Raw genomic sequence first — 20,161 nt, 5'->3', positions numbered from 1 at the left:
GCCGTGAGTCTGGGTTATTCGGGAACCGGTGGAGCGTTAGAGGCTACCACCTGCCGCTCACATCTCCTCGCTCCAGCAATACCCATCCCTCGCAATCATCGCGCTGGCCGAGCTAGGCCCCCAGCTGCCCGCCGTGTACGGGCGCGGCCCCACGGGGTCGTTCTTCCAGTGCTGCAGGATGGGCTCGACCCAGCGCCAGGCTTCTTCCTGCTCGTCGCTGCGCACAAACAGGTTCAGGCGGCCTGCAATCACGTCGAGCAGCAGGCGTTCGTAGGCGCCCACGCGCTCGGTGCCAAAGCGCTGGTCGAAGTCCAGGTTCAGGTGCACCTGCGACAGCGCGGGCTCCGTCTGGTGCTGGGCGGCGCCTTGGGCCAGCAGGTGCAGCTCCAGCCCGTCCTTGGGCTGCAGGTTGATCACCAGGCGGTTGGCGGCGCCCACCGGGGTCTTGAAGATGGGGTGCGGCACCGGGCGGAAGTTGACGACGATGTGCGCATCGCGCCCGGCGAGGCGCTTGCCGGTGCGAATGTAGAACGGCACTCCGGCCCAGCGCCAGTTGCTGATCTCGGTGCGCAGCGCGACAAAGGTTTCGGTGGTGCTGCCGGGGGCCACGCCTTTTTCCTGCGCGTAGCCGGGCACTTGCGCGCCGTGCACGTTGCCCGCAGCGTACTGACCGCGAATCACGTGCTGGCCGATGGTCTCCATGCTCCATGGCTTGAGCGATTGCAGCACCTTGAGCTTTTCATCGCGGATGGCGTTGGCGCTGGAGTTGATGGGCGGCTCCATGCCGATGGCGCACAGCAGTTGCAGCGCGTGGTTCTGCACCATGTCACGCAGGGCGCCGGTCTGGTCATAGAACGCGCCGCGCGTTTCCACGCCCAGTTCTTCGGCAATGGTGATCTGGATGTTGGCAATGGTTTCGCGCCGCCACAGGGGCTCGAACAGTGCGTTGCCAAAGCGCATGGCAAACAGGTTCTGCACCGAGGGCTTGCCCAGGTAGTGGTCGATGCGAAAGACCTGCTCTTCCTTGAGCACGCGGCGCAGCGTGTCGTTGATGGCCTGGTTCGATTGGAGGTCGTGGCCCAGCGGTTTTTCCAGCACCACGCGGGTAGTGGGGCCGTTCAGGCCCACGGCGGCGATCTGCTCGCACACGTTGGTGAACAGGCTGGGCGCGGTGGCCACATACATCACCACCGAGTCGGCGCCGCGTTCATGCAGCATGGCGGCCAGCTTGGTGTAGTCCTCTGTTTTGGACAGATCCATGCGCAGGTAGTGCAGCAGCGCACCAAAGCGTTCGAACTCGTCCGGGGTGGGGCGCTTGGCCAGTTCCACGCTGTCAAACCGCGCCTTTATCAGGCTGCGGTATTGTTCGTGGCTCAACTCGTCACGCGCCACGGCAATGATTCGACCCCCCTCGGGCAGCGTTCCGTGCCGGAACGCCTGAAACAATGCGGGCATGAGCTTGCGCCAAGCCAGGTCACCTGTTCCACCAAACAGGACAAGGTCAAAACTCATGGGGTCTCCGTATCAGGGTGTTGTTGTGCGTCTGAGGCTGGAAATTGTAATCTCGTTACATTGAATTGTGTAGCTGTAGAGGCTGTAAAACGTTTTTTGACAGTTCGTGCGCAGAAATTATTAGATAAACTGTGTAATCAAGTTACTATCTCGCCGGTTTTCACCTCCCCACATCCTGAATTCACCATGTCCTCCCTCCGTTGCGACCAAACTCCGCAGTGGCCTCAGTTGCAGGCCGCGTTCTCCGCAGATGGCAGCCGTCTGGACCTGCGGAAGGCCTTTGCCAGCGATGCGCAGCGCTTTGAGCACTTCAGCCAGCATGCGCCCGAGGTGTTTGCGGACCTTTCCAAGAACCTGTGGGACGCCACCACCGAAGCGCTGCTGCTGGACATGGCCCGTGCCAGTGGACTCACCCGGCACCGCGACGCCATGTTCGGCGGCCAGCCCATCAACAGCACCGAAGGCCGCGCCGTGCTGCACACGCTGCTGCGCCGCCCCCGGGGCCTGGCGTTGCCCGGCGACGGGCCAGACATTGCACACAAGCTGGCCCAGGTGCACACTACGCTGGATGCCATGCTGGCATATGCCGACACGGTGCGTGCTCATGAGTCCATCACCGATGTGGTGAACATCGGCATCGGCGGCTCGGACCTGGGCCCGCACATGGCCGTGCTGGCGCTGGAGCAGTTCCGTGCACCGGGCAAGCGGCTGCACTTTGTCTCCAACGTGGACGGGCATGAGCTGCACACCACACTGCGCACGCTCAAGCCCGAGAGCACGCTGTTCCTCATCGCCTCCAAGACCTTCACCACGGCAGAGACCATGACCAACGCGCGCTCGGCGCTGGCCTGGTTTGCGGCGCAAGGCGGTCAGGATGTGGGGCGCCACTTTGCGGCACTGACCACCAATGTCGATGCCGCGCAGGCGCTGGGCATCACCACCACCTTCGGCTTCTGGGACTGGGTGGGTGGGCGCTATTCGCTCTGGTCCGCCATTGGCCTGCCGATCGCGATTGCGATTGGCTCGGCGGGCTTTCGCGACCTGCTGGCCGGTGCCCATGCCATGGACGAGCATTTCCGCACAGCGCCGCTGGCGCAGAACCTGCCGGTGCGGCTGGGCCTGCTGGACATCTGGTACCGCAACTTCCATGGCTTCACCAGCCGCTGCATTGCGCCCTACCATGCCGCATTGCGCCGCCTGCCGGCCTATCTGCAGCAACTGGAGATGGAGAGCAACGGCAAGCGCGTGGGGCTGGACGGCCAGCCGCTGCCCTATGCCACGTCGCCCCTGCTGTGGGGCGAGCCGGGCACCAACGGCCAACACGCTTTTTTTCAGATGTTGCACCAAGGCACCGACGTGCTGCCGCTGGAACTCATCGCCGTGCGCCAGCCCACCCACCCACTCCCGGGCCATCACAACAAGCTGCTGGCCAACGCCCTGGCGCAGGCCCAGGCGCTGATGGTGGGCAAGGAAGGGGAAGATGGGCACCGCCACTTCCCGGGCAACCGTCCCAGCACCTTCTTGCTGCTTGATGCGCTCACCCCCGCCTCGCTGGGCGCGCTGATTGCGCTGCAGGAGCACCGCGTGTTCGTAAGTGGCAGCCTGTGGGGCATCAACAGCTTTGACCAATGGGGTGTGGAGCTGGGCAAGGTGCTGGCCAAGGACATTGAGGCGCGGCTGGCCAGTGGCGACGCTGCGGGGCTGGATGGCTCGACCGCCGGCCTGCTGGGCCTTCTGCGCAGCGCGGCCTGACTCCCGGAACATTGCTCGTTTTGGGGCAGCGCTGGCGGCAGACCAGGCTCCCACCGACAGAGGCCTGCACGGTCTCTGGCCTACAGCTAACGCATCAGGAGACACCCCCATGGCGATTCCGCCCTATCCGGACTTCCGCTCCGCAGCCTTTTTGCGCCAGCATCTGCGTGACACCATGGCGTTCTACGACCCCGTGGCCACCGACGCGAGCGGCGGGCAGTACCACTTCTTCCTGGATGACGGCGCGGTGTACGACACGCGCACCCGCCACCTGGTCAGCGCTACCCGTTTTGTGGTCACGCACGCCATGCTCTACCGCACCACGGGCGAGGCACGCTACCAGGCCGGCATGTTGCACGCGCTGCAGTTTCTGCGCACCGCGTTCCTCGACCCCGCCACTGGCGGCTACGCCTGGCTGATCGACTGGAATGAAAGGCGAGCCACCGTACAAGACGCCACGCGCCACTGCTACGGCATGGCCTTTGTGATGCTGGCCTACGCCCGCGCCTTTGAAGCTGGCGTGCCCGAAGCCCGCGAGTGGCTGGCCCAGGCCTTTGATACCGCCGAACAGCATTTCTGGCAACCCGCCGCAGGCTTGTACGCCGACGAGGCCAGTCCCGATTGGCAGCTCACAGGCTACCGGGGCCAGAACGCCAACATGCACGCCTGCGAGGCCCTGATCTCGGCCTTCCGCGCCACGGGCGAGCGCCGCTACATCGAGCGTGCCGAGCAACTGGCGCAAGGCATCTGCCAGCGGCAGGCGGCGTTATCCAACCCTGCCAGCGCCCCGGCTGCCGAAGGCTGGGTGTGGGAGCATTTCCACGCCGACTGGTCGGTGGACTGGGACTACAACCGCCACGACCGCAGCAACATCTTCCGCCCCTGGGGCTACCAGATCGGCCACCAGACCGAATGGGCCAAGCTGCTGCTGCAACTTGATGCCTTGCTGCCCGCCGACTGGCACCTGCCCTGTGCACAGCGCCTGTTCGATACCGCCGTAGAGCGCGGCTGGGATGCCGAGCACGGAGGCCTGTACTACGGCATGGCGCCTGACGGCAGCATCTGCGACGACGGCAAATACCACTGGGTGCAGGCCGAGAGCATGGCCGCCGCTGCCGTTCTGGCTGTGCGCACGGGCGACGATCGGTATTGGCAGTGGTACGACCGCATCTGGGCCTACTGCTGGGAGCACTTTGTGGACCACAACCACGGCGCGTGGTTTCGCATCCTGCACCGCGACAACCGCAACACCACCCGCGAGAAAAGCAATGCGGGGAAGGTGGACTATCACAACATGGGGGCGTGTTTTGACGTGCTGGGGGCGTTGGGGGAGGTGTGAGTGAGAATGGTGGCTATCGGCCAACAGCAGACGGTGGTTTCTTGGCTCAAGTATTTCGATGTCGAGTACCTGAGCGACTACGAATGCGAACAGTTGGCTAGCCTCGACGTCAATGATCCGGACGACCGAAGTCGAGCTATGCAACTAGCCGTTTCATTCGAGTTTGAATTCCTGAATGAGACTTCGAAGCGGTCGATGCTCTCGATTCTGGAGCGCTCTTTGAACGTATCTGAGGTGGAACTAGCGACCATTTTTTCACGCGTCGGGATGCCCTTCGTACATGACGTCGAACATCCCTCGGACTTTTTACATGCCCTGCGGCAAGCGGTCGGGCGGTAGGCTCCTAGAGCTGCGTTCGACAGGTGGGAGCACAGAAGGATAGCGACTGATACGAGCCCAAACCCGAAGCCCGGCACCTCTCTCCCTGAGCAGGATCCCGTACCACGCACTCAGCCTGCGAAGAAATTCACCGGTAGTCCCTTCGCCTTCACCCGCACGCTGAACAGCGATCCCGCAGGAGTCTTCGCCTCCTGCTCCTCCACCGGCCTCCCGGCCCGTGCCGACGTGACGTACAGCGTCCGCAAATCCTCCCCCCCAAAACACACCATGGTCGGGCACTGCACCGGCACTGCAATGCGCTGCAGCACCTCACCCGATGGCGAGAGTTGCAACACACACGCCCCTTCGTACATCGCCACCCAGTAGTTGCCTTCCACATCCACCGCCGCGCCATCGGGCCTGCCGCCGTAAGGCTGGCCTTCCACCTTGCGGTCAAACTGCACCCAGGGGCGGCGGTTCGTGATCTCACCCGTTGCCACATCAAAGTCAAACCGGTCAATGCGGTGCTCGGGCGTGTTGGACCAGTACAGCGTGCGGTTGTCGGGGCTGAAGGCCAGGCCGTTGGCGGTGAAGTTGTCGCCTGCCATATGGCGCACGCGGTAGCCCGTGGCGCTGGCCGGGTCGGCCTGCAGGCACCACAGCGCGGCATGGGGAGCAATGCGGGGCGTGATGACGGAGCCCGCCCAGAATCGCCCTGCGGTGTCGCAGCGGCCATCATTCAGGCGCAGCACAGCGGTGTCGTGCTGCTCAGGTGGCAGCAGGGCCAGGCAGGTGAGGGCGTTGGTGTCGGCACTGTCCTTCGCCGTATCCAGAAGGTAGAAACCGTTTCGTAACCCGATTACCAACCGCCCGCCCGCTGCAGGCGCGCAGCAGCCGGGCTCACTGGGCATGCGCCATTGCCGGTGGCGACCGCTTTCAGGATGCCATGCGTGTACTGCTTGTCCCTGAATGTCACACCAGTAAAGGGATTTTTCCGTGGGGTGCCAGAAGGGTGATTCGCCCAGTTCGGAGGGCGGCAGGGGCAGGGTTTGCAGGGACATGGGTTGAAGTGGGGTGGTTATCGAGTTACATTCTAGGGCCTCAGACAACGGGCTCCGGCGCCACGCACGGGGTCCTGCCACCCACCGATGGAGACTTCCATGCACCCAGTTGTAGCGCGCGTGACCGAGCGCATTGTCCAGCGCAGCGCAGACACCCGCGGCGCTTACCTCGCAGGCATCGACGCCATGATCGCCCGCAAGCCCGCACAAGACCGCATGGGCTGTGCCAATCTGGCCCATGCCTATGCGGCACTTCCGGGCTCTGACAAGTTCAAGGTTACGGTCGAAAAAGCGCCCAACATTGGCGTGGTCACGGCCTACAACGACATGCTGTCGGCCCACCAGCCGTACCAGAGTTACCCCGCTGTTTTGCGCGACGAAGCTGTACAGCACGGCGCGACGGTGCAGGTTGCAGGCGGTGTGCCCGCCATGTGCGATGGCGTCACGCAGGGCACGCCCGGCATGGAGCTGTCGCTGTTCTCCCGCGATGCCATTGCCATGGCTACTGCGGTAGCGCTGTCCCATGATGTGTTCGATGGCGCACTGCTGCTGGGCGTGTGCGACAAGATCGTGCCCGGCCTTTTGATCGGTGCGCTGCACTACGGGCACCTGCCCTGCGTGTTTGTGCCCGCAGGCCCCATGGGCACGGGCCTGTCGAACAAGGACAAATCCAAGGTGCGCGAACAGTACGCGCAGGGCCTCGTGGGGCGTGATGAATTGCTCAAGGCCGAATCGGCCGCGTACCACAGCCCCGGCACCTGCACGTTCTACGGTACGGCCAACAGCAACCAGATGCTGCTGGAAGCCATGGGCTTGCACGTGCCTGGCGCGGCCTTTGCACCGCCCGGCACTGAAGAGCGCGAAGCCTTCACGCGGCAGGCCGTGCGCACGGTGCTCGACATCGGCAAGCGCGGTGCGCGCTTCACGCCCATCGGACGCGTGGTGGACGAGCGCTGCATCGTCAATGCCATGGTGGCCTTGCTGGCCACGGGCGGCTCCACCAACCATCTGATCCACTGGGTGGCCATTGCGCGCAGCGCGGGCATCCTGATCGACTGGTCGGACTTTGACGAGCTGTCTTCCGCCGTGCCGCTACTGGCCCGCGTGTACCCCAATGGCGATGCCGACGTGAACCAGTTCCAGGCCGCAGGTGGCCCCGCGTGGATCCTGCGCGAGCTGCTGGCCGGCGGCTTCATGCACCCCGATGTGATGAGCGTGAACACCGGCGGCATTGCCGCAGGCGGGCAGGGCGCTCCGGCGGTGTCGGGCGATGAAACCGTGTTGCGCCCCGTGACCCGGCCGTTCTCGCCCACCGGCGGGTTGCGCCTGCTGCAAGGGCGCCTGGGTCGCGCGGTGATCAAGGTGTCGGCCGTGCCCGAAGACCGCCACATCATCGAAGCGCCTGCGCGCGTGTTCGATTCGCAAGAGGCTTTGCTCGCCGCCTTTGCTGCGGGCGAGGTGCAGCAGGACATGGTGGCCGTGGTGCGCTTTCAGGGCCCGCAGGCCAATGGCATGCCCGAGCTGCACAAGCTCACCCCTCCGCTGGCCGTGCTGCAGAACCAGGGCTTCAAAGTGGCGCTGGTCACCGACGGCCGCATGAGCGGCGCATCGGGCAAGGTGCCCGCCGCCATCCACGTCACGCCCGAGGCACTGGCCGGTGGCCCGCTGGCCAAGGTGCTGGACGGCGACATCGTGCGGGTGGACGCCGTTGCCGGCACGCTGGATGTGCTGGTCGATGAAGCCACCTGGGCGGCACGCCCCTTGGCGCCTTACACCGCCCCTCCCGCGACCGGCTTTGGCCGTGAGCTCTTCACCAACTTTCGCCGCCACGCTGGCGGCGCCGAACAAGGAGCCTGCACATGGTTGTAGCAGGATGCACCCCCTGAGTCGCTGCGCGCCTTCACCCTCTCTCGCTGCGCGGGAGGGGGACGCACCCAGTGGCCTGGCGAAGCCAGTTCCACGGGTGCACTGGTATGGGCCGCGCCCCTGTCATACGCCGCGTGCGGCATCCAACATCAAGGAGTATTTCCATGAATCCCATTGACATCGCCAGCCATGGCCCCGTCATCCCCGTCATCGTGATCGACCGCGTGGAAGACGCGCTGCCCCTGGCCGAGGCGCTGCTGGCCGGTGGCGTGAAGGTGCTGGAAGTCACACTGCGCACCGCTGCTGGCCTGCCCGCCATCGAAGCCATTGCGCGCAATTTGCCCGAGGCCGTGGTGGGCGTGGGCACGGTGCTCAACGCCGACGATGCGCGCCGCGCGAGCGAGGCCGGTGCACGTTTTGCGGTGAGTCCTGGCTACACCTCCGAAGTGGGCGGCGCCTGCAAGGGCCTGAATTTGCCGCTTCTGCCCGGTGTGGCCACGTCCAGCGAAATCATGGCCGCGCTGGCCGATGGGTTCTCGTTCCTCAAGCTCTTCCCGGCCGAGGCCGCGGGCGGCATCCCTCTGCTCAAGGCCTGGGCCAGTCCGTTTGGCCAGGTCAGCTTTTGCCCCACGGGTGGCATCAGCCTGGCCACTGCGCCCAACTACTTGGCGCTGCCCAATGTGCGCTGCGTGGGCGGTTCGTGGCTGACGCCCGCCGACGCCGTGCGTGCGGGCGACTGGGCGCGCATCACCCAGCTGGCGCGCGAGACGCATGCGCTGCGCAAGGCCGTTTGAGTTTTCCAGGATCTGAGGCGAAAAAATGGCTCTAGCGCTTGTCCTGTAAGCGCTGATAGCTATAAGAATAGAAGCATCCGTCGTTCCCTGGTCCGCCTGCAGAGTGAGGTGCAGTCGGTGGGGTGACTGGGCGTGTGGACTTGCTGCCCTGCGCGCCCCTATCATGGCGCGGGGCTTGGCCCTGCCACAACGGCTTTACGTTTCAAAGAGAGGGAGTTCAGTATGGATTTTGTTTCGGCTATCAAAAGCTGCCTGGGGCAGTACGCGGGTTTCTCGGGCCGCGCCGTGCGCTCCGAGTTCTGGTGGTTTTTCCTGTTCCAGATCATCGTCATGGTGATCGCCAGCTTCCTGGGTGACGTGGTCTCCGGCATCGTCTCCATCGCGCTGCTGCTGCCCGCATTCGCCGTGGGCGCGCGCCGACTGCACGACATTGGCCGCTCGGGCTGGTGGCAACTGCTGACGCTGACCGGCATCGGCGTGCTGCTGCTGATCTACTGGTGGGTGCAGCCCAGCGAGGCCTGATCTTTGCGACGCCGCTGCGGGCTCTCTCTGAGTCCGCCCGCGCCAAGCCCGCTGGTCTTACGGTCAGCGGGCTTTTTTGTGGGGGTGTGGCGGGGGCTCCGAGGTACCAGAGAGGTACCGCAACCTTGTGCAGCGCGAATATTGGTCAAAAGTGGCTCTGGCGCTTTCTTGATAAGCGCAAATAGCTATAAAAATAGAAGCAATCTCACTGCGATCCGAGCGCAACTTGTTGCTGTTGTACGACATCTTGTATCTGGAACGCGCACTTGTGTGGTTTGATTTTTAGAATAGTAATCATTCTTATTTCTATTCTTGAAAATCATGAAACTCCAGCATCAGCGGACCGCAGTCTACATGGGTATTGCGTTGGCTTTTGGAGGCGTCCCCGCCTGGGTCGCGGCCCAGGCCCAGGACGTGGGAGCCACCTTGTCCGAGGTGCGCGTGGACGCGAGCGCCGAGAAAGAATCGGCCACCGCGCCGGTGGTCGGCTACCGTGCCCGCAACGCGGCCACGGCCACCAAGACCGACACGCCCCTGGCCGAAACCCCCCAGTCCGTCACCGTGGTCACGCGCGACCAGATCGTGGACCAGGGTGCGACGACCTTCCAAGAGGCGCTGCTGTATGCCGCCGGGGTGCGCAGCGACGCCTATGGCCTGGACAGCCGCGCCGACAGTGTGCGGGTGCGCGGCAGCTCCCCCGACACGTACCTGGATGGTCTGCGCCAGAACTACAACTGGTACACCAGCACCACCCCCGCCGAACCCTACACGCTCGAGCGCATTGAAGTGCTGCGCGGCCCGTCGGGCATGCTGTTTGGCGCGGGCACGGTGGCGGGCGTGGTCAACATGGTCAGCAAGCGCCCGTTGCAGGAAGCGCAGCGCGAAGTGGGCGTGCAGCTGGGCAGCTGGAGCCGCAAGCAGCTGCAGGCCGACCTGACCGGCCCGCTCACGAAGGACGGCGAATGGTCGTACCGTCTTGTGGCCGTGGCGCGCGATGCGGGCACGCAGACGGACCATGTGCAGAACGACCGGCGCCTGATTGCGCCCTCGCTCGCCTGGCGCCCCAATGCCGCGACCTCGCTGGTGCTGCAGGCCCACTGGCAGCAGGACCGCACGGGCACCACGGCGCAGTTCCTGCCCTGGTCGGGCACGCTGTTGCCCAACCCCAATGGCCAGCTGCCCATCAACCGCTTCATCGGCGAGCCGGGCGACTATTACGACAGCGACCGGCAATCCCTCGGCTACCTGTTCGAGCACCGCTTCAACGACGCATGGGCGGTGCGCCAGAACCTGCGCCTGGCACGCAATGAGAACCGCGGTGGCTACCACTATGCCGATTTCTTCACCATCACGGGTGGCTGGGGCGCAGACCCTGTCAACCAGCGGCTGATTGACCGCGTCTACGGCAAGAACGTCACGCGCACCCGCATGGCGGCGGTGGACACCCACCTGCAGGGCAACCTCACCACCGGCGCCCTCAGCCACCAACTGCTGCTGGGTGTGGACTGGAACCGGCAGACCGAGAACAAGAACGAGGCCGACGATGCGTACAACACGCCCATCGATGCCTACGCCCCGGTGTACGGCAACGTTCTGAACCCGACGCTCATCGCACGGCCTGAGAACGTGCAGCGCCAAAGCGGCCTGTATGTGCAGGACCAGATGAAGTGGGGCAACTGGATGTTCATCGCCGGCCTGCGCCACGACCGTGCTGTGAACAGCCTGGCAGGCCAGTCCGATGACCGCACCAGCGACACCACCAAACGCCTCGGTGCGATGTACCAGTTGGGGGGCGGCTGGACGCCCTACATCAGCTATGCCGAATCCTTCAGCCCCGTGAGCGGCACCAACGCCTCGGGCCAGCGCTTCAAGCCGCTGGAGGGCGAACAGATCGAGGTGGGCGTGAAATATGCCCCCTCAGGCGGCACCACCCAGTTCACGGCGGCGGTGTACGACCTCAAGGAAAAGAACCAGAAGGTGGCCGACCCGACCAACCCCGACAACTCGCTGCAGGTGGGCCAGACCCGCAACAAGGGCCTGGAGCTGGAATACAAGGCGCGCGTGGCCACGGCGTTTGACCTGACCGCCCACTACAACTACACGGACGTCGATCCGCTGCTGGAAAACCTGCCGCGCCACCAGGCGGCCGTGTGGGGCGTGTACCGGTTCTCCATTGGCGGCGTGCGCGGCTTCTCGGCCGGTGCGGGGTACCGCTGGCTGTCGTCGTTCCGCGACGGCACGGGGCCGAAGGTTCCGGCGGCCGGTGTGGTGGATGCGCTGCTGGCCTACGACAGCCAGGACTGGCGCTACGCGCTCAATATCAGCAACCTGGCCGACAAGAAGTACATGAGCACCTGTCTGGCGCGTGGTGACTGCTGGTGGGCGACACGGCGCAATGTGGTGCTGAGCGCGACCTACAGGTTCTGACCGACCCATCGGGGCGATCTGCTGCACCGGCGGCATTCACCCGTGGATGTCGGCCCGGCAAGGAAAAAACCCCGCAGGTTTTGCAACCTGCGGGGTTTTTTTGGGGCTACCGGGCAGAACCTGGGTTCCACCCGGAGCGGCCGGCCATTACATGCCCATGCCGCCCATGCCACCCATGCCACCCATGTCGGGCATGCCGCCGCCAGCGCCGGCCTCGTCCTTGGGCGCTTCAGCAACCATGGCTTCGGTCGTCAGCAGCAACGATGCCACGGAGGCAGCGTTTTGCAGGGCAGTACGGGTGACCTTCGTGGGGTCCAGAATGCCCAGTTCGAGCATGTCGCCGTAGGTGTCGTTCGAGGCGTTGAAGCCGTAGTTGCCCTTGCCGGCCAACACAGCGTTCACCACGACGGAGGCTTCGCCACCAGCGTTGTTCACGATTTCGCGCAGAGGCGCTTCGATGGCCTTGAGCACCAGCTTGATACCGGCTTCCTGGTCAGCGTTGTCGCCCTTGACCGAGTCGCCCACAGCTTGCTTGGCACGCAGCAGAGCCACGCCGCCGCCAGCCACGACGCCTTCTTCCACAGCTGCACGGGTAGCGTGCAGTGCGTCTTCCACGCGGGCCTTCTTTTCCTTCATTTCGACTTCGGTGGCAGCGCCAACCTTGATCACGGCCACGCCGCCAGCCAGCTTGGCCACGCGCTCTTGCAGCTTTTCGCGGTCGTAGTCGGACGTGGCTTCTTCGATCTGCACGCGCACTTGCTTGACGCGGGCTTCGATGTCAGCTGCAGCGCCAGCGCCGTCGATGATGATGGTGTTTTCCTTGCCCACTTCGATGCGCTTGGCTTGGCCCAGGTCGGCCAGCGTCACCTTTTCGAGCGTCAGGCCCACTTCTTCAGCGATGACCTTGCCGCCCGTCAGGATGGCGATGTCTTCCAGCATGGCCTTGCGACGGTCGCCAAAGCCTGGAGCCTTCACAGCCACAACCTTCAGGATGCCGCGAATCGTGTTGACCACCAGCGTAGCCAGGGCTTCGCCTTCGACTTCTTCGGCAATGATCAGCAGGGGACGGCCAGCCTTGGCAACTTGCTCCAGCGTAGGCAGCAGGTCGCGGATGTTGCTGATCTTCTTGTCGAACAGCAGCACGAAGGGGTTGTCCAGAATCGCGGATTGCTTTTCGGGGTTGTTGATGAAGTAGGGCGACAGGTAGCCGCGGTCAAACTGCATGCCTTCCACGACGTCCAGTTCGCTGTCCAGCGACTTGCCGTCTTCCACGGTGATCACGCCTTCCTTGCCAACCTTGTCCATGGCGTCAGCGATCAGCTTGCCGATGGTTTCGTCGGAGTTGGCGGAGATCGAACCCACTTGGGCGATTTCCTTGGAGGTGGTGGTGGGCTTGGAAGCCTTCTTCAGCTCGGCAACCAGGGCCGTCACAGCCTTGTCGATACCGCGCTTCAGGTCCATCGGGTTGATGCCAGCGGCCACGTACTTGAAGCCTTCGCGAACGATGGCTTGTGCCAGCACCGTAGCGGTGGTGGTGCCGTCACCAGCGTTGTCGCTGGTCTTGGAGGCCACTTCCTTCACGAGCTGGGCGCCCATGTTCTGCAGCTTGTCCTTGAGTTCGATTTCCTTGGCCACGGACACACCGTCCTTGGTCACGGTAGGGGCGCCGAACGAGCGCTCCAGCACCACATTGCGACCCTTGGGGCCCAGAGTCACCTTGACCGCGTTGGCCAGGATGTTCACGCCTTCAACCATGCGTGCGCGGGCTTCGCCGCCGAAAACTACGTCTTTTGCTGCCATTTTGGAGCTCCTGAAAATTGGGTTCAAATTGGCCGCTAGCGCTTATACAGTAAGCAGTAGCAGCTATGAAAAGATGAGCGGATCAGCGGGAGAATTACTTCTCGACCACTGCGAACAGATCGTCTTCCTTCATGACCAGCAGCTCATCGCCGTTGACCTTGACGGTCTGGCCCGAGTACTTGCCGAACAGAACGCGGTCACCGACCTTCACGTTCAGGGCGATCACGTCGCCCTTGTCGTTCTTCTTGCCGGGGCCGACGGCCAGCACTTCACCTTGATCGGGCTTTTCAGCGGCGTTGTCAGGGATCACGATGCCGGAGGCGGTCGTGGTTTCGCTTTCGATACGCTTGACGATCACGCGATCGTGCAGAGGGCGAAGGTTCATTGCAATGCTCCTGTTTTCAGTAAAAAGCTGACGTACTCAGCGCCTGGAGGCCCAGGCGCTACCAAACTTCCGGCAGCCAAGGCGGTGTTAGCACTCGTCTGCGGTGAGTGCTAATGATACGGGCATTTGTGACGGTTTCAAGATGCCCTACAGATTTCGGAACCTGGTGGGCGGTGCGGTGGCTGCTGCGGAACGCCACTCTACTTTCGTTTTTCCGCCACTTAACTTTAGATTTGACGACCCGCTGGCGCGCAGGGACTGGGCACGTGATCTGTTTACCACCCTCTGAGCCGCAAAGAATCAGAATTGAAAAAATAGAAGTAAGTGCAAACTATCGGCTGCATTCGACAGTGACTTGGTTGCTACTACGTCAGCCTAAGGCTGATTGCTGTCGTTGATCAGCTGTCATTGGACATACGCAATCGGTCCAAAGCAGACATTAGTGAAGTGGGCGAACGGGCGCGGCTTTAGGCGAATCCGCCGTTTACCCGCAGCACCTGCCCATGCACCCAGCCGCCGTCAGGGCCCAAAAGGAACGAGACGGCGCCTGCGATGTCTGTGGGTTCACCCAGCCGCTCCAGCGGCGCCATTTTGGACAGCATCGCCACCTGCTCTTCGGTCTTGCCCTTAAAAAACAACTCGGTGGCGACCGGTCCAGGTGCCACGGCATTGACGGTAATGCCGCGCCCGCGCAGCTCGTTGGCCAGCACATGGACCAAGCCTTCCACGGCAGCCTTCGACGCGATGTATGGACCATAGCCGGGCGAGGCCTTGGCAATGACGCTGCTTGAGAGCGCCACGATGCGTCCGCCTTCGGCCAGCGTTTCCGCAGCCTTCGCCAGCACCAGGAAGGTGCCGCGGGCGTTGACCGCCATCATGGAGTCGAAATCCGCGACGTTTTCCATTCGCACCGTTGCCATACCCATGACGCCGGCACTGCAGACCACCGCATCCAGCCGGCCGAAGGCCGATTGAGCGGTTGAGAACAGGCGTTCGACATCGTCCTGCGCGGACACGTCGGCCTGAATGGCGAGGGCACGACCACCGCCGTTTACGATGGCGGTTACCACTTCCTGTGCCTTTGCCGGGTCGTGCGCATAGCCGACAGCCACGGCATGGCCGTCTTGCGCCAGCCGCAAGGCGATGTCACGGCCGATGCCGCGTGACGCACCGGTCACGATGGCGGCGCGGGTGGAGGGTGGGCTCATGGAGAACTTCTTGTAAATTTGGTTGGTTTAGGAGTGGTGCCTAGGCGCATGGCAGGACCATATCTCCCAGGCCGAGTCGCTGCAGAAATGCGCTTTGCTTCTCGTGGTAAACGCGATCGATGGCCTCCGTGCCCTTTTGCTGCCCATCCACAGTGACGCGATACGGTCGGCTGCCGCGCGGATGGGCCAGTGCATGCACGGCCGCCCTGCCGACGGCCGATACATCCAGTGCACCGCCGAGTTTTGCGTCGATAGCGTCTAGCTTGCCGCCGAGCGTTTGCAGACGTTCAGCCAAGGGGCCGTATTGCCGGACGATGGCAGGATAGGCTGGACTATGAGCATCTGCGAAATGCTCCGTGCCCTGCGTGAACGCGCCCGGAACCAGCATGATGCTCTCGATACCCATGGGCCGGACCTCCATCGCCATGGCTTCGGCCAAAGCATCACCGGCAGCCTTGCTGGCCACGTAAGGGCCAATACAGGGCTCGTGCAGGCGCGAGGTGGTGCTGCCGACATACATCAGTACACCACGGCCCTGGCGCCGCATCACCGGCAATACCGCGCGGTTGACCCGCAGCCAGGACAGAGCGTTGGTGTCGATGATGCGGGCCACCTGCTCCACCGAGAAAGCTTCGGTAACGCCGGTCATCAGCATGCCGGCGTTGTTGACCACCACGTCGAGCCGACCGTGTTCGGCCTCGATGGCGTCCACTGCGGCGCGACACGCTGTCTCCGACAGCACGTCGAGTTCGAGTACCTGCAGGCGTAGCCCCTCCGTCTCGGCCAACTGGCGCAGAGCCAGGCTGCGCCCGGCGTTGCGGCCTTCAGGTTCCCGCATGCTCGCGACCACCTTGTGTCCAGCGCGCGCCAGTGCCAGGGCAATGGCACGTCCGATGCCGGAGCCAGCGCCGGTGACCAAAACCACTTCCGGATTCTTGGTTGTCATGGTTGACCTCCTTGTTCAGCCGGGGGTGCGAATCAGCACTTTGCCCCGTGCGTGGCCGGTGGCCTGCTTTTCAAGCGCCGCGCGGGCTTCGGCCAGCGGGTAGACGGAGTCAATGATGATCTGCAGTTGACCGGCCTGGAAGTGCGCCACGGCCAGTGCGAGGGTCGGTGCCGCGCTGACGAAAAACACCGAGCGTCCGATCTTCCCGTCGCGGTCCTGGATGCCGAACTCCACTAGGCTGGCGATGCGGCCACCCGCACGCAAAACCGCCCAAGACTTTTCCAGGGTCTCGCCACCCAGCGGGTCCAGCACAAGGTCTATGTCCCGTAGGGCGCTGAAGTCTTGCGTGCGGTAGTCGATGACCTCGTGGGCGCCCAGGCTCTTGACCAGCTCCACATTGCGCTCCGAGGCCGTGGCGATGACATGGGCGCCGGCTTGGCGAGCTAGTTGCACTGCCATGTTGCCGACGCCGCCGGCCGCCGCGTGTACCAGCACTCGTTCGCCGGCGGCCAGTTCTCCGACAGCGAACAGCGCCTGGTGGGCGGTGCCGAAGGTGGTAGGCAGGGATGCGGCCTGCTCAAAGGACATGTCAGCCGGGATGGGACAAACCTCGGTGGCCGCGATCATCAATTCGGAGGCGAAGGCGCCGCCGACGACCGGGGACGTGCGGCCGTAGACGCGCTCGCCCACTTGCAGGTGCTGCACTTGGGCGCCAACGGCGACGATGACGCCGCTGAAGTCAGTGCCCGGTACGTAGGGGTGGTTGACCGGGAAGACCTGCTGCAGGTAGCCAGCGATCATCTTCACGTCCAGCGGGTTGAGGCCTGCGGACTCGATGCGGATGTGCACCGCGTCAGGCTGCAGGCTGGGCAACGACAGTTCGCCGGTGGTGATGACATCAGGTCCGCCGAAGCTGGAAATCATGGCTGCTTTCATGGGGGTACTCCTAGGCTCAGGCCTGCAGCGGGAATTGGCCGAGTTGCAGGAACAGGCCGAACCAGTCCTCCATGTGCCAGGTCGTCTTGACCAAGCCGTTCTCGACTGTGTGGAACTCGTGCAGGCGGAAGCTGACCTTCTTGCCGGTAGCGGCAATGCCGAACAGCTCGCCCAGGTGCGTACCGGTGATCTCGGCGCGCACGCCAACGCGGCCCGGCGCCTGGATGACGTCATGGATAACGACGCGCACATCGGGGAAGGCCTTGGCCACGCTCTGGATGATGGGCTTGATGCCTGCGGGGCCGGACTCCTGGCCGGGTGCTAGCGGAATGTCGTCCCAGTCCGGGGCGAGCACGGTGTCAACGAGGTCTGGAGATTGTTCGCTGAAGGCGCGGTACAGGGTCTCGACGGCCAGGCGTTCGGTGCGCAGGCGTTCGGTCATGTCGAGGTCTTGGGTAATCATGGCTATTACTTTCAGGTTTGGAAGACCTGTAGTTTTGATGCCAGGATAAAATCTGTCCAACAGATATCTGATATATACGATTATTTGATTTATGGATTTTCATGGCGTCGATTTGAATTTACTGGTGGCCTTCGACGCACTGATGGCTGAGCGGAATGTGACCCGTGCTGCGGCGCATGTGGGGGTTAGCCAGCCGGCCATGAGCGCAGCCCTATCCCGGCTGCGCCTGCTGTTGGGCGACCCGTTGTTCCACCGCAGCTCCGACGGCCTATTGCCAACACCGCGGGCGCGCGAGCTGGCAGCGCCCATCCAGGAAGCGCTGGGCGGCATCCGGGCTGCCCTGGTGCGTCAACCGGGCTTCGTGCCGTCGGAGGCCCGGCTGACCTTCAACCTGGGCCTGACCGACTACGCTGCCTTCGTCGTGTTGCCGCCGCTGATGCAGGTGCTGGGCACCGAGGCGCCGGGCATCTGCGTACAAGTGCATGGCTACCACGACCGGGACCATGCGGTGAGTCTGCTCGATGCCGGTGCCATCGACGCGGCCATCGGTGTCACGCCCACCCAGTCGGAAGAACGCATCCTGGCGCGCCCCATCCTGCGGGATGAGTTCATAACCATTCTCCGCCGCGACCACCCGGCGGCACGACGCGGCATGAACTTGAAAACCTATCTCGCGCTGCCCCATGCCCTGGCTTCGCCGGAAGGCCAGCGCCACGGGCTGGTTGACGAGGCACTAGCGCTGCACGGCAAGCAACGCACCCTGAGCCTGACCCTGCCGCAGATGTTCGCCCTGCCGGCCGTCATCGCCCGCACCGACTTGGCCGCCACGGTCATGAAGCGTGTGGCGTCGCATGCGCTGGCCAGCAAGGAACTGGCCTTCTTCCCTCCGCCGGTCGCCTTGCCGGAAATCGTTCTTAACCTGATCTGGCACCGCCGGGCCGACGCCAACGCGGCGCAGGCGTGGATGCGTGGGCTCATCGAGCGGGTGTCCTCCGCCTTGTGATCGCAGCGCTGGAAGCGCCTAGCCTACTGACTGCCACCAGGAGTGGCCGCTTTTTGGCCGACAGTACGCGTTCAACGACGCAGATCGGATGACAGCAACCGCTGCAATGCTGACCTCGCGTAGACAGATCGTTTTCTGAACACCCGTAGCGGCGAACGCGATTTGCAGCGAAAACACGACACTTGCACCGAGAGACTACTAAAAGATCTCGCCGTCTGGCCTTCTTGTCAGAGGACTTCAATCATGTGTGCATTCGGGCCACCAAAACGAAACTTGCTGCTGTTCCGGGTACGTAGATTGGTGCCCGCGAGAGTCACTTCACTTCTAAGCTCGATCAGCATTTTTTGTGCGGCAGACCGCTCTCCGGAGGGCTGCGAACTGATTGCTAGCTGCAGGAGTGGACTATGGCTTCATGGTGTTTCAAAGAGGTATTTTTTGATGGAGAAATACTGTGCCATCGAGGGCGCATTCTCCAAGTAGGTGTGGATGCCTGTTCGATTAGCACCATGCAAGATCGGTGCTCCTTCCTGCTGGTGTCACAAACCTATTCGGGGGAGCCAAGAGAATGAAATCTCTATCTAAAGACTGCAACCTTCTGGCTATCTCCGCACCGGTGGACGATCTTTTGCCCGAATTGATGGGGCTGCGCCGCGACCTTCACGCTCACCCCGAACTGGCTTTCGAAGAGCAGCGTACAGCGGGCATTGTCGCCAATGTTCTGCGGCTTTTGGGTCTTGAGGTGCACGAAGGTGTAGGCGGAACCGGCGTTGTGGGCACACTTCGCTGCGGCGAAAGTTGCGGAAGTGATGTACCAAGCGTAGGTCTTCGGGCGGACATGGATGCACTGCCTATGCTGGAGCTGGGCCAGCGCGCCTATGCAAGCCGCTCACCAGGTAAGCATCACGGCTGCGGCCACGATGGCCACACCAGCATGTTGCTAGGCGCTGCCCAGCAGTTGGTGCGTACGCGTAAGGCGCTCGGGCTGAGCGGTACTGTGCATTTCATCTTTCAGCCCGCCGAGGAGGGCAAAGGTGGTGCTGCCCGCATGATCGAGGATGGACTGTTTGAACGCTTTCCATGCGATCGCGTGTTTGCGCTGCACAACTGGCCCGATCTGCCACTGGGCAAGGTGCAGACGCGCCCTGGGCCCATCATGGCCGCCGCTGACCGGTTCGACATCAGCGTGCGCGGAAAAGGCGGCCATGCAGCACAGCCGCACCACACGCCCGACGCGATTCTGGCGGCCAGCCAGTTGGTTGCGCAGCTCAACACCATCGTGGCGCGGCGCATTGACCCCGGTGAGTCTGCCGTGTTGTCTGTCACCAGAATCGAGGGAGGCCACAGCCACAACGTACTGCCGGCTGAAGTTCAGATCACGGGCACGGTGCGCAGTTTTGATGCAGCGTCGCAGGACCGCATTGAGGGCGCACTGCGCGCCGCAGCGCACGGAGTTTCATTGGCCAGTGGCACCGAGGTAGAGGTGAAGTACCTTCGCTACTACCCCGCCACTGTGAACACCTCTGCCGAGGCAGCGCTGGCCCTGGAAGCTGCGCGCGCCGTGGGCCTTTGCGCTGAGGTGGCCCCGCGTGCCGCGTTCACGTCGGAAGACTTTGCCTTCATGCTGCAGCGTAAGCCGGGGGCCTACCTGTGGCTAGGCCAGGGCCGTGCGGATCCTGGGCCCGATGGCGAGCGCGCGTTGCACCACCCCTGCTATGACTTCAACGACGATGCATTGCCACTTGGAGTGCGCTGGTTCTGCGAGGTCGCTACTCGTTCGTTGGAAACTAGCGTCTCAGGCTAAAGTCGTATCGCCATGGGCACGGTAGGAG

17 protein-coding genes are annotated in these 20,161 nt (G+C 63.6%); 9 read left to right on the top strand and 8 right to left on the bottom strand.

Annotated elements, in window-relative coordinates:
• Positions 1 to 57 precede the first annotated feature (57 nt).
• Positions 58 to 1,512, bottom strand: coding sequence for a glucose-6-phosphate dehydrogenase (zwf, locus tag AC2YJX_RS25855; protein WP_121422369.1), 1,455 nt, complete (start codon positions 1,510 to 1,512; stop codon positions 58 to 60).
• A 186-nt stretch (positions 1,513 to 1,698) separates the two neighbouring features.
• Here zwf and pgi point away from each other — a divergent pair, with 186 nt between their 5' ends.
• From pgi to AC2YJX_RS25840, 3 genes are all read left to right on the top strand, one after another.
• Positions 1,699 to 3,264, top strand: coding sequence for a glucose-6-phosphate isomerase (gene pgi, locus AC2YJX_RS25850; protein ID WP_487257692.1), 1,566 nt, complete (start codon positions 1,699 to 1,701; stop codon positions 3,262 to 3,264).
• Positions 3,265 to 3,373: 109 nt separating this feature from the next.
• Positions 3,374 to 4,603 (top strand): AGE family epimerase/isomerase, encoded by a 1,230-nt coding sequence (locus AC2YJX_RS25845; protein ID WP_487257691.1) that lies wholly within the window; start codon positions 3,374 to 3,376, stop codon positions 4,601 to 4,603.
• Positions 4,604 to 4,609: 6 nt separating this feature from the next.
• On the top strand, positions 4,610 to 4,942 hold the full coding sequence (locus tag AC2YJX_RS25840) for a hypothetical protein (RefSeq protein WP_306556019.1): 333 nt from the start codon (positions 4,610 to 4,612) through the stop codon (positions 4,940 to 4,942).
• A 110-nt stretch (positions 4,943 to 5,052) separates the two neighbouring features.
• Here AC2YJX_RS25840 and AC2YJX_RS25835 read toward each other — a convergent pair whose 3' ends face one another.
• A complete protein-coding gene (locus AC2YJX_RS25835) occupies positions 5,053 to 5,982 on the bottom strand; it encodes an SMP-30/gluconolactonase/LRE family protein (RefSeq protein WP_487257690.1) in 930 nt (309 codons plus the stop codon).
• A 99-nt stretch (positions 5,983 to 6,081) separates the two neighbouring features.
• Between AC2YJX_RS25835 and edd the strand changes: the two genes are divergently transcribed.
• The 4 genes from edd (at position 6,082) to AC2YJX_RS25815 (ending at position 11,591) form a co-directional block, all read left to right on the top strand.
• Positions 6,082 to 7,851, top strand: a complete 1,770-nt coding sequence (edd, locus tag AC2YJX_RS25830) for a phosphogluconate dehydratase (protein ID WP_121422373.1) — start codon at positions 6,082 to 6,084, stop codon at positions 7,849 to 7,851.
• A 161-nt stretch (positions 7,852 to 8,012) separates the two neighbouring features.
• A complete protein-coding gene (gene eda / locus AC2YJX_RS25825; protein WP_121422374.1) occupies positions 8,013 to 8,642 on the top strand; it encodes a bifunctional 4-hydroxy-2-oxoglutarate aldolase/2-dehydro-3-deoxy-phosphogluconate aldolase in 630 nt (209 codons plus the stop codon).
• Between the two features lie 222 nt (positions 8,643 to 8,864).
• A complete protein-coding gene (locus AC2YJX_RS25820) occupies positions 8,865 to 9,164 on the top strand; it encodes a DUF805 domain-containing protein (protein WP_218298755.1) in 300 nt (99 codons plus the stop codon).
• 321 nt (positions 9,165 to 9,485) lie between these two features.
• Positions 9,486 to 11,591: a TonB-dependent siderophore receptor gene (locus AC2YJX_RS25815; RefSeq protein WP_487257689.1), complete on the top strand. Its 2,106-nt coding sequence runs from the start codon at positions 9,486 to 9,488 to the stop codon at positions 11,589 to 11,591.
• A 147-nt stretch (positions 11,592 to 11,738) separates the two neighbouring features.
• Here AC2YJX_RS25815 and groL read toward each other — a convergent pair whose 3' ends face one another.
• The 6 genes from groL to AC2YJX_RS25785 form a co-directional block, all read right to left on the bottom strand.
• Entirely contained in the window at positions 11,739 to 13,391 is a 1,653-nt protein-coding gene (groL, locus tag AC2YJX_RS25810) for a chaperonin GroEL (RefSeq protein ID WP_055395159.1), read from the bottom strand.
• A 94-nt stretch (positions 13,392 to 13,485) separates the two neighbouring features.
• Positions 13,486 to 13,776 carry a co-chaperone GroES gene (locus tag AC2YJX_RS25805; RefSeq protein ID WP_055395161.1) on the bottom strand — a complete coding sequence of 97 codons (291 nt, stop codon included), beginning with the start codon at positions 13,774 to 13,776 and terminating at the stop codon, positions 13,486 to 13,488.
• A gap of 467 nt (positions 13,777 to 14,243) precedes the next feature.
• Positions 14,244 to 14,984 (bottom strand): SDR family oxidoreductase, encoded by a 741-nt coding sequence (locus tag AC2YJX_RS25800; protein ID WP_440597349.1) that lies wholly within the window; start codon positions 14,982 to 14,984, stop codon positions 14,244 to 14,246.
• Positions 14,985 to 15,024: 40 nt separating this feature from the next.
• The gene (locus tag AC2YJX_RS25795) at positions 15,025 to 15,930 is read right to left on the bottom strand and encodes an SDR family NAD(P)-dependent oxidoreductase (protein WP_487257688.1); all 906 of its coding nucleotides are present in this window, start codon (positions 15,928 to 15,930) and stop codon (positions 15,025 to 15,027) included.
• 15 nt (positions 15,931 to 15,945) lie between these two features.
• Positions 15,946 to 16,866: an NADP-dependent oxidoreductase gene (locus tag AC2YJX_RS25790; RefSeq protein WP_487257687.1), complete on the bottom strand. Its 921-nt coding sequence runs from the start codon at positions 16,864 to 16,866 to the stop codon at positions 15,946 to 15,948.
• Positions 16,867 to 16,882: 16 nt separating this feature from the next.
• Positions 16,883 to 17,329, bottom strand: a complete 447-nt coding sequence (locus AC2YJX_RS25785) for an ester cyclase (RefSeq protein WP_440597352.1) — start codon at positions 17,327 to 17,329, stop codon at positions 16,883 to 16,885.
• 112 nt (positions 17,330 to 17,441) lie between these two features.
• On the opposite strand from AC2YJX_RS25785, the gene AC2YJX_RS25780 reads away from it, so the two are divergent.
• Entirely contained in the window at positions 17,442 to 18,332 is an 891-nt protein-coding gene (locus AC2YJX_RS25780) for a LysR family transcriptional regulator (RefSeq protein WP_487257686.1), read from the top strand.
• A 565-nt stretch (positions 18,333 to 18,897) separates the two neighbouring features.
• The gene (locus AC2YJX_RS25775; RefSeq protein ID WP_487257685.1) at positions 18,898 to 20,133 is read left to right on the top strand and encodes an amidohydrolase; all 1,236 of its coding nucleotides are present in this window, start codon (positions 18,898 to 18,900) and stop codon (positions 20,131 to 20,133) included.
• Positions 20,134 to 20,161 lie beyond the last annotated feature (28 nt).

The organism is Acidovorax sp. SRI_002 (assembly GCF_057586455.1).
The sequence above is the reverse complement of the archived record's forward strand: the minus strand, read 5'-3'. Positions and strand labels throughout refer to the sequence as shown.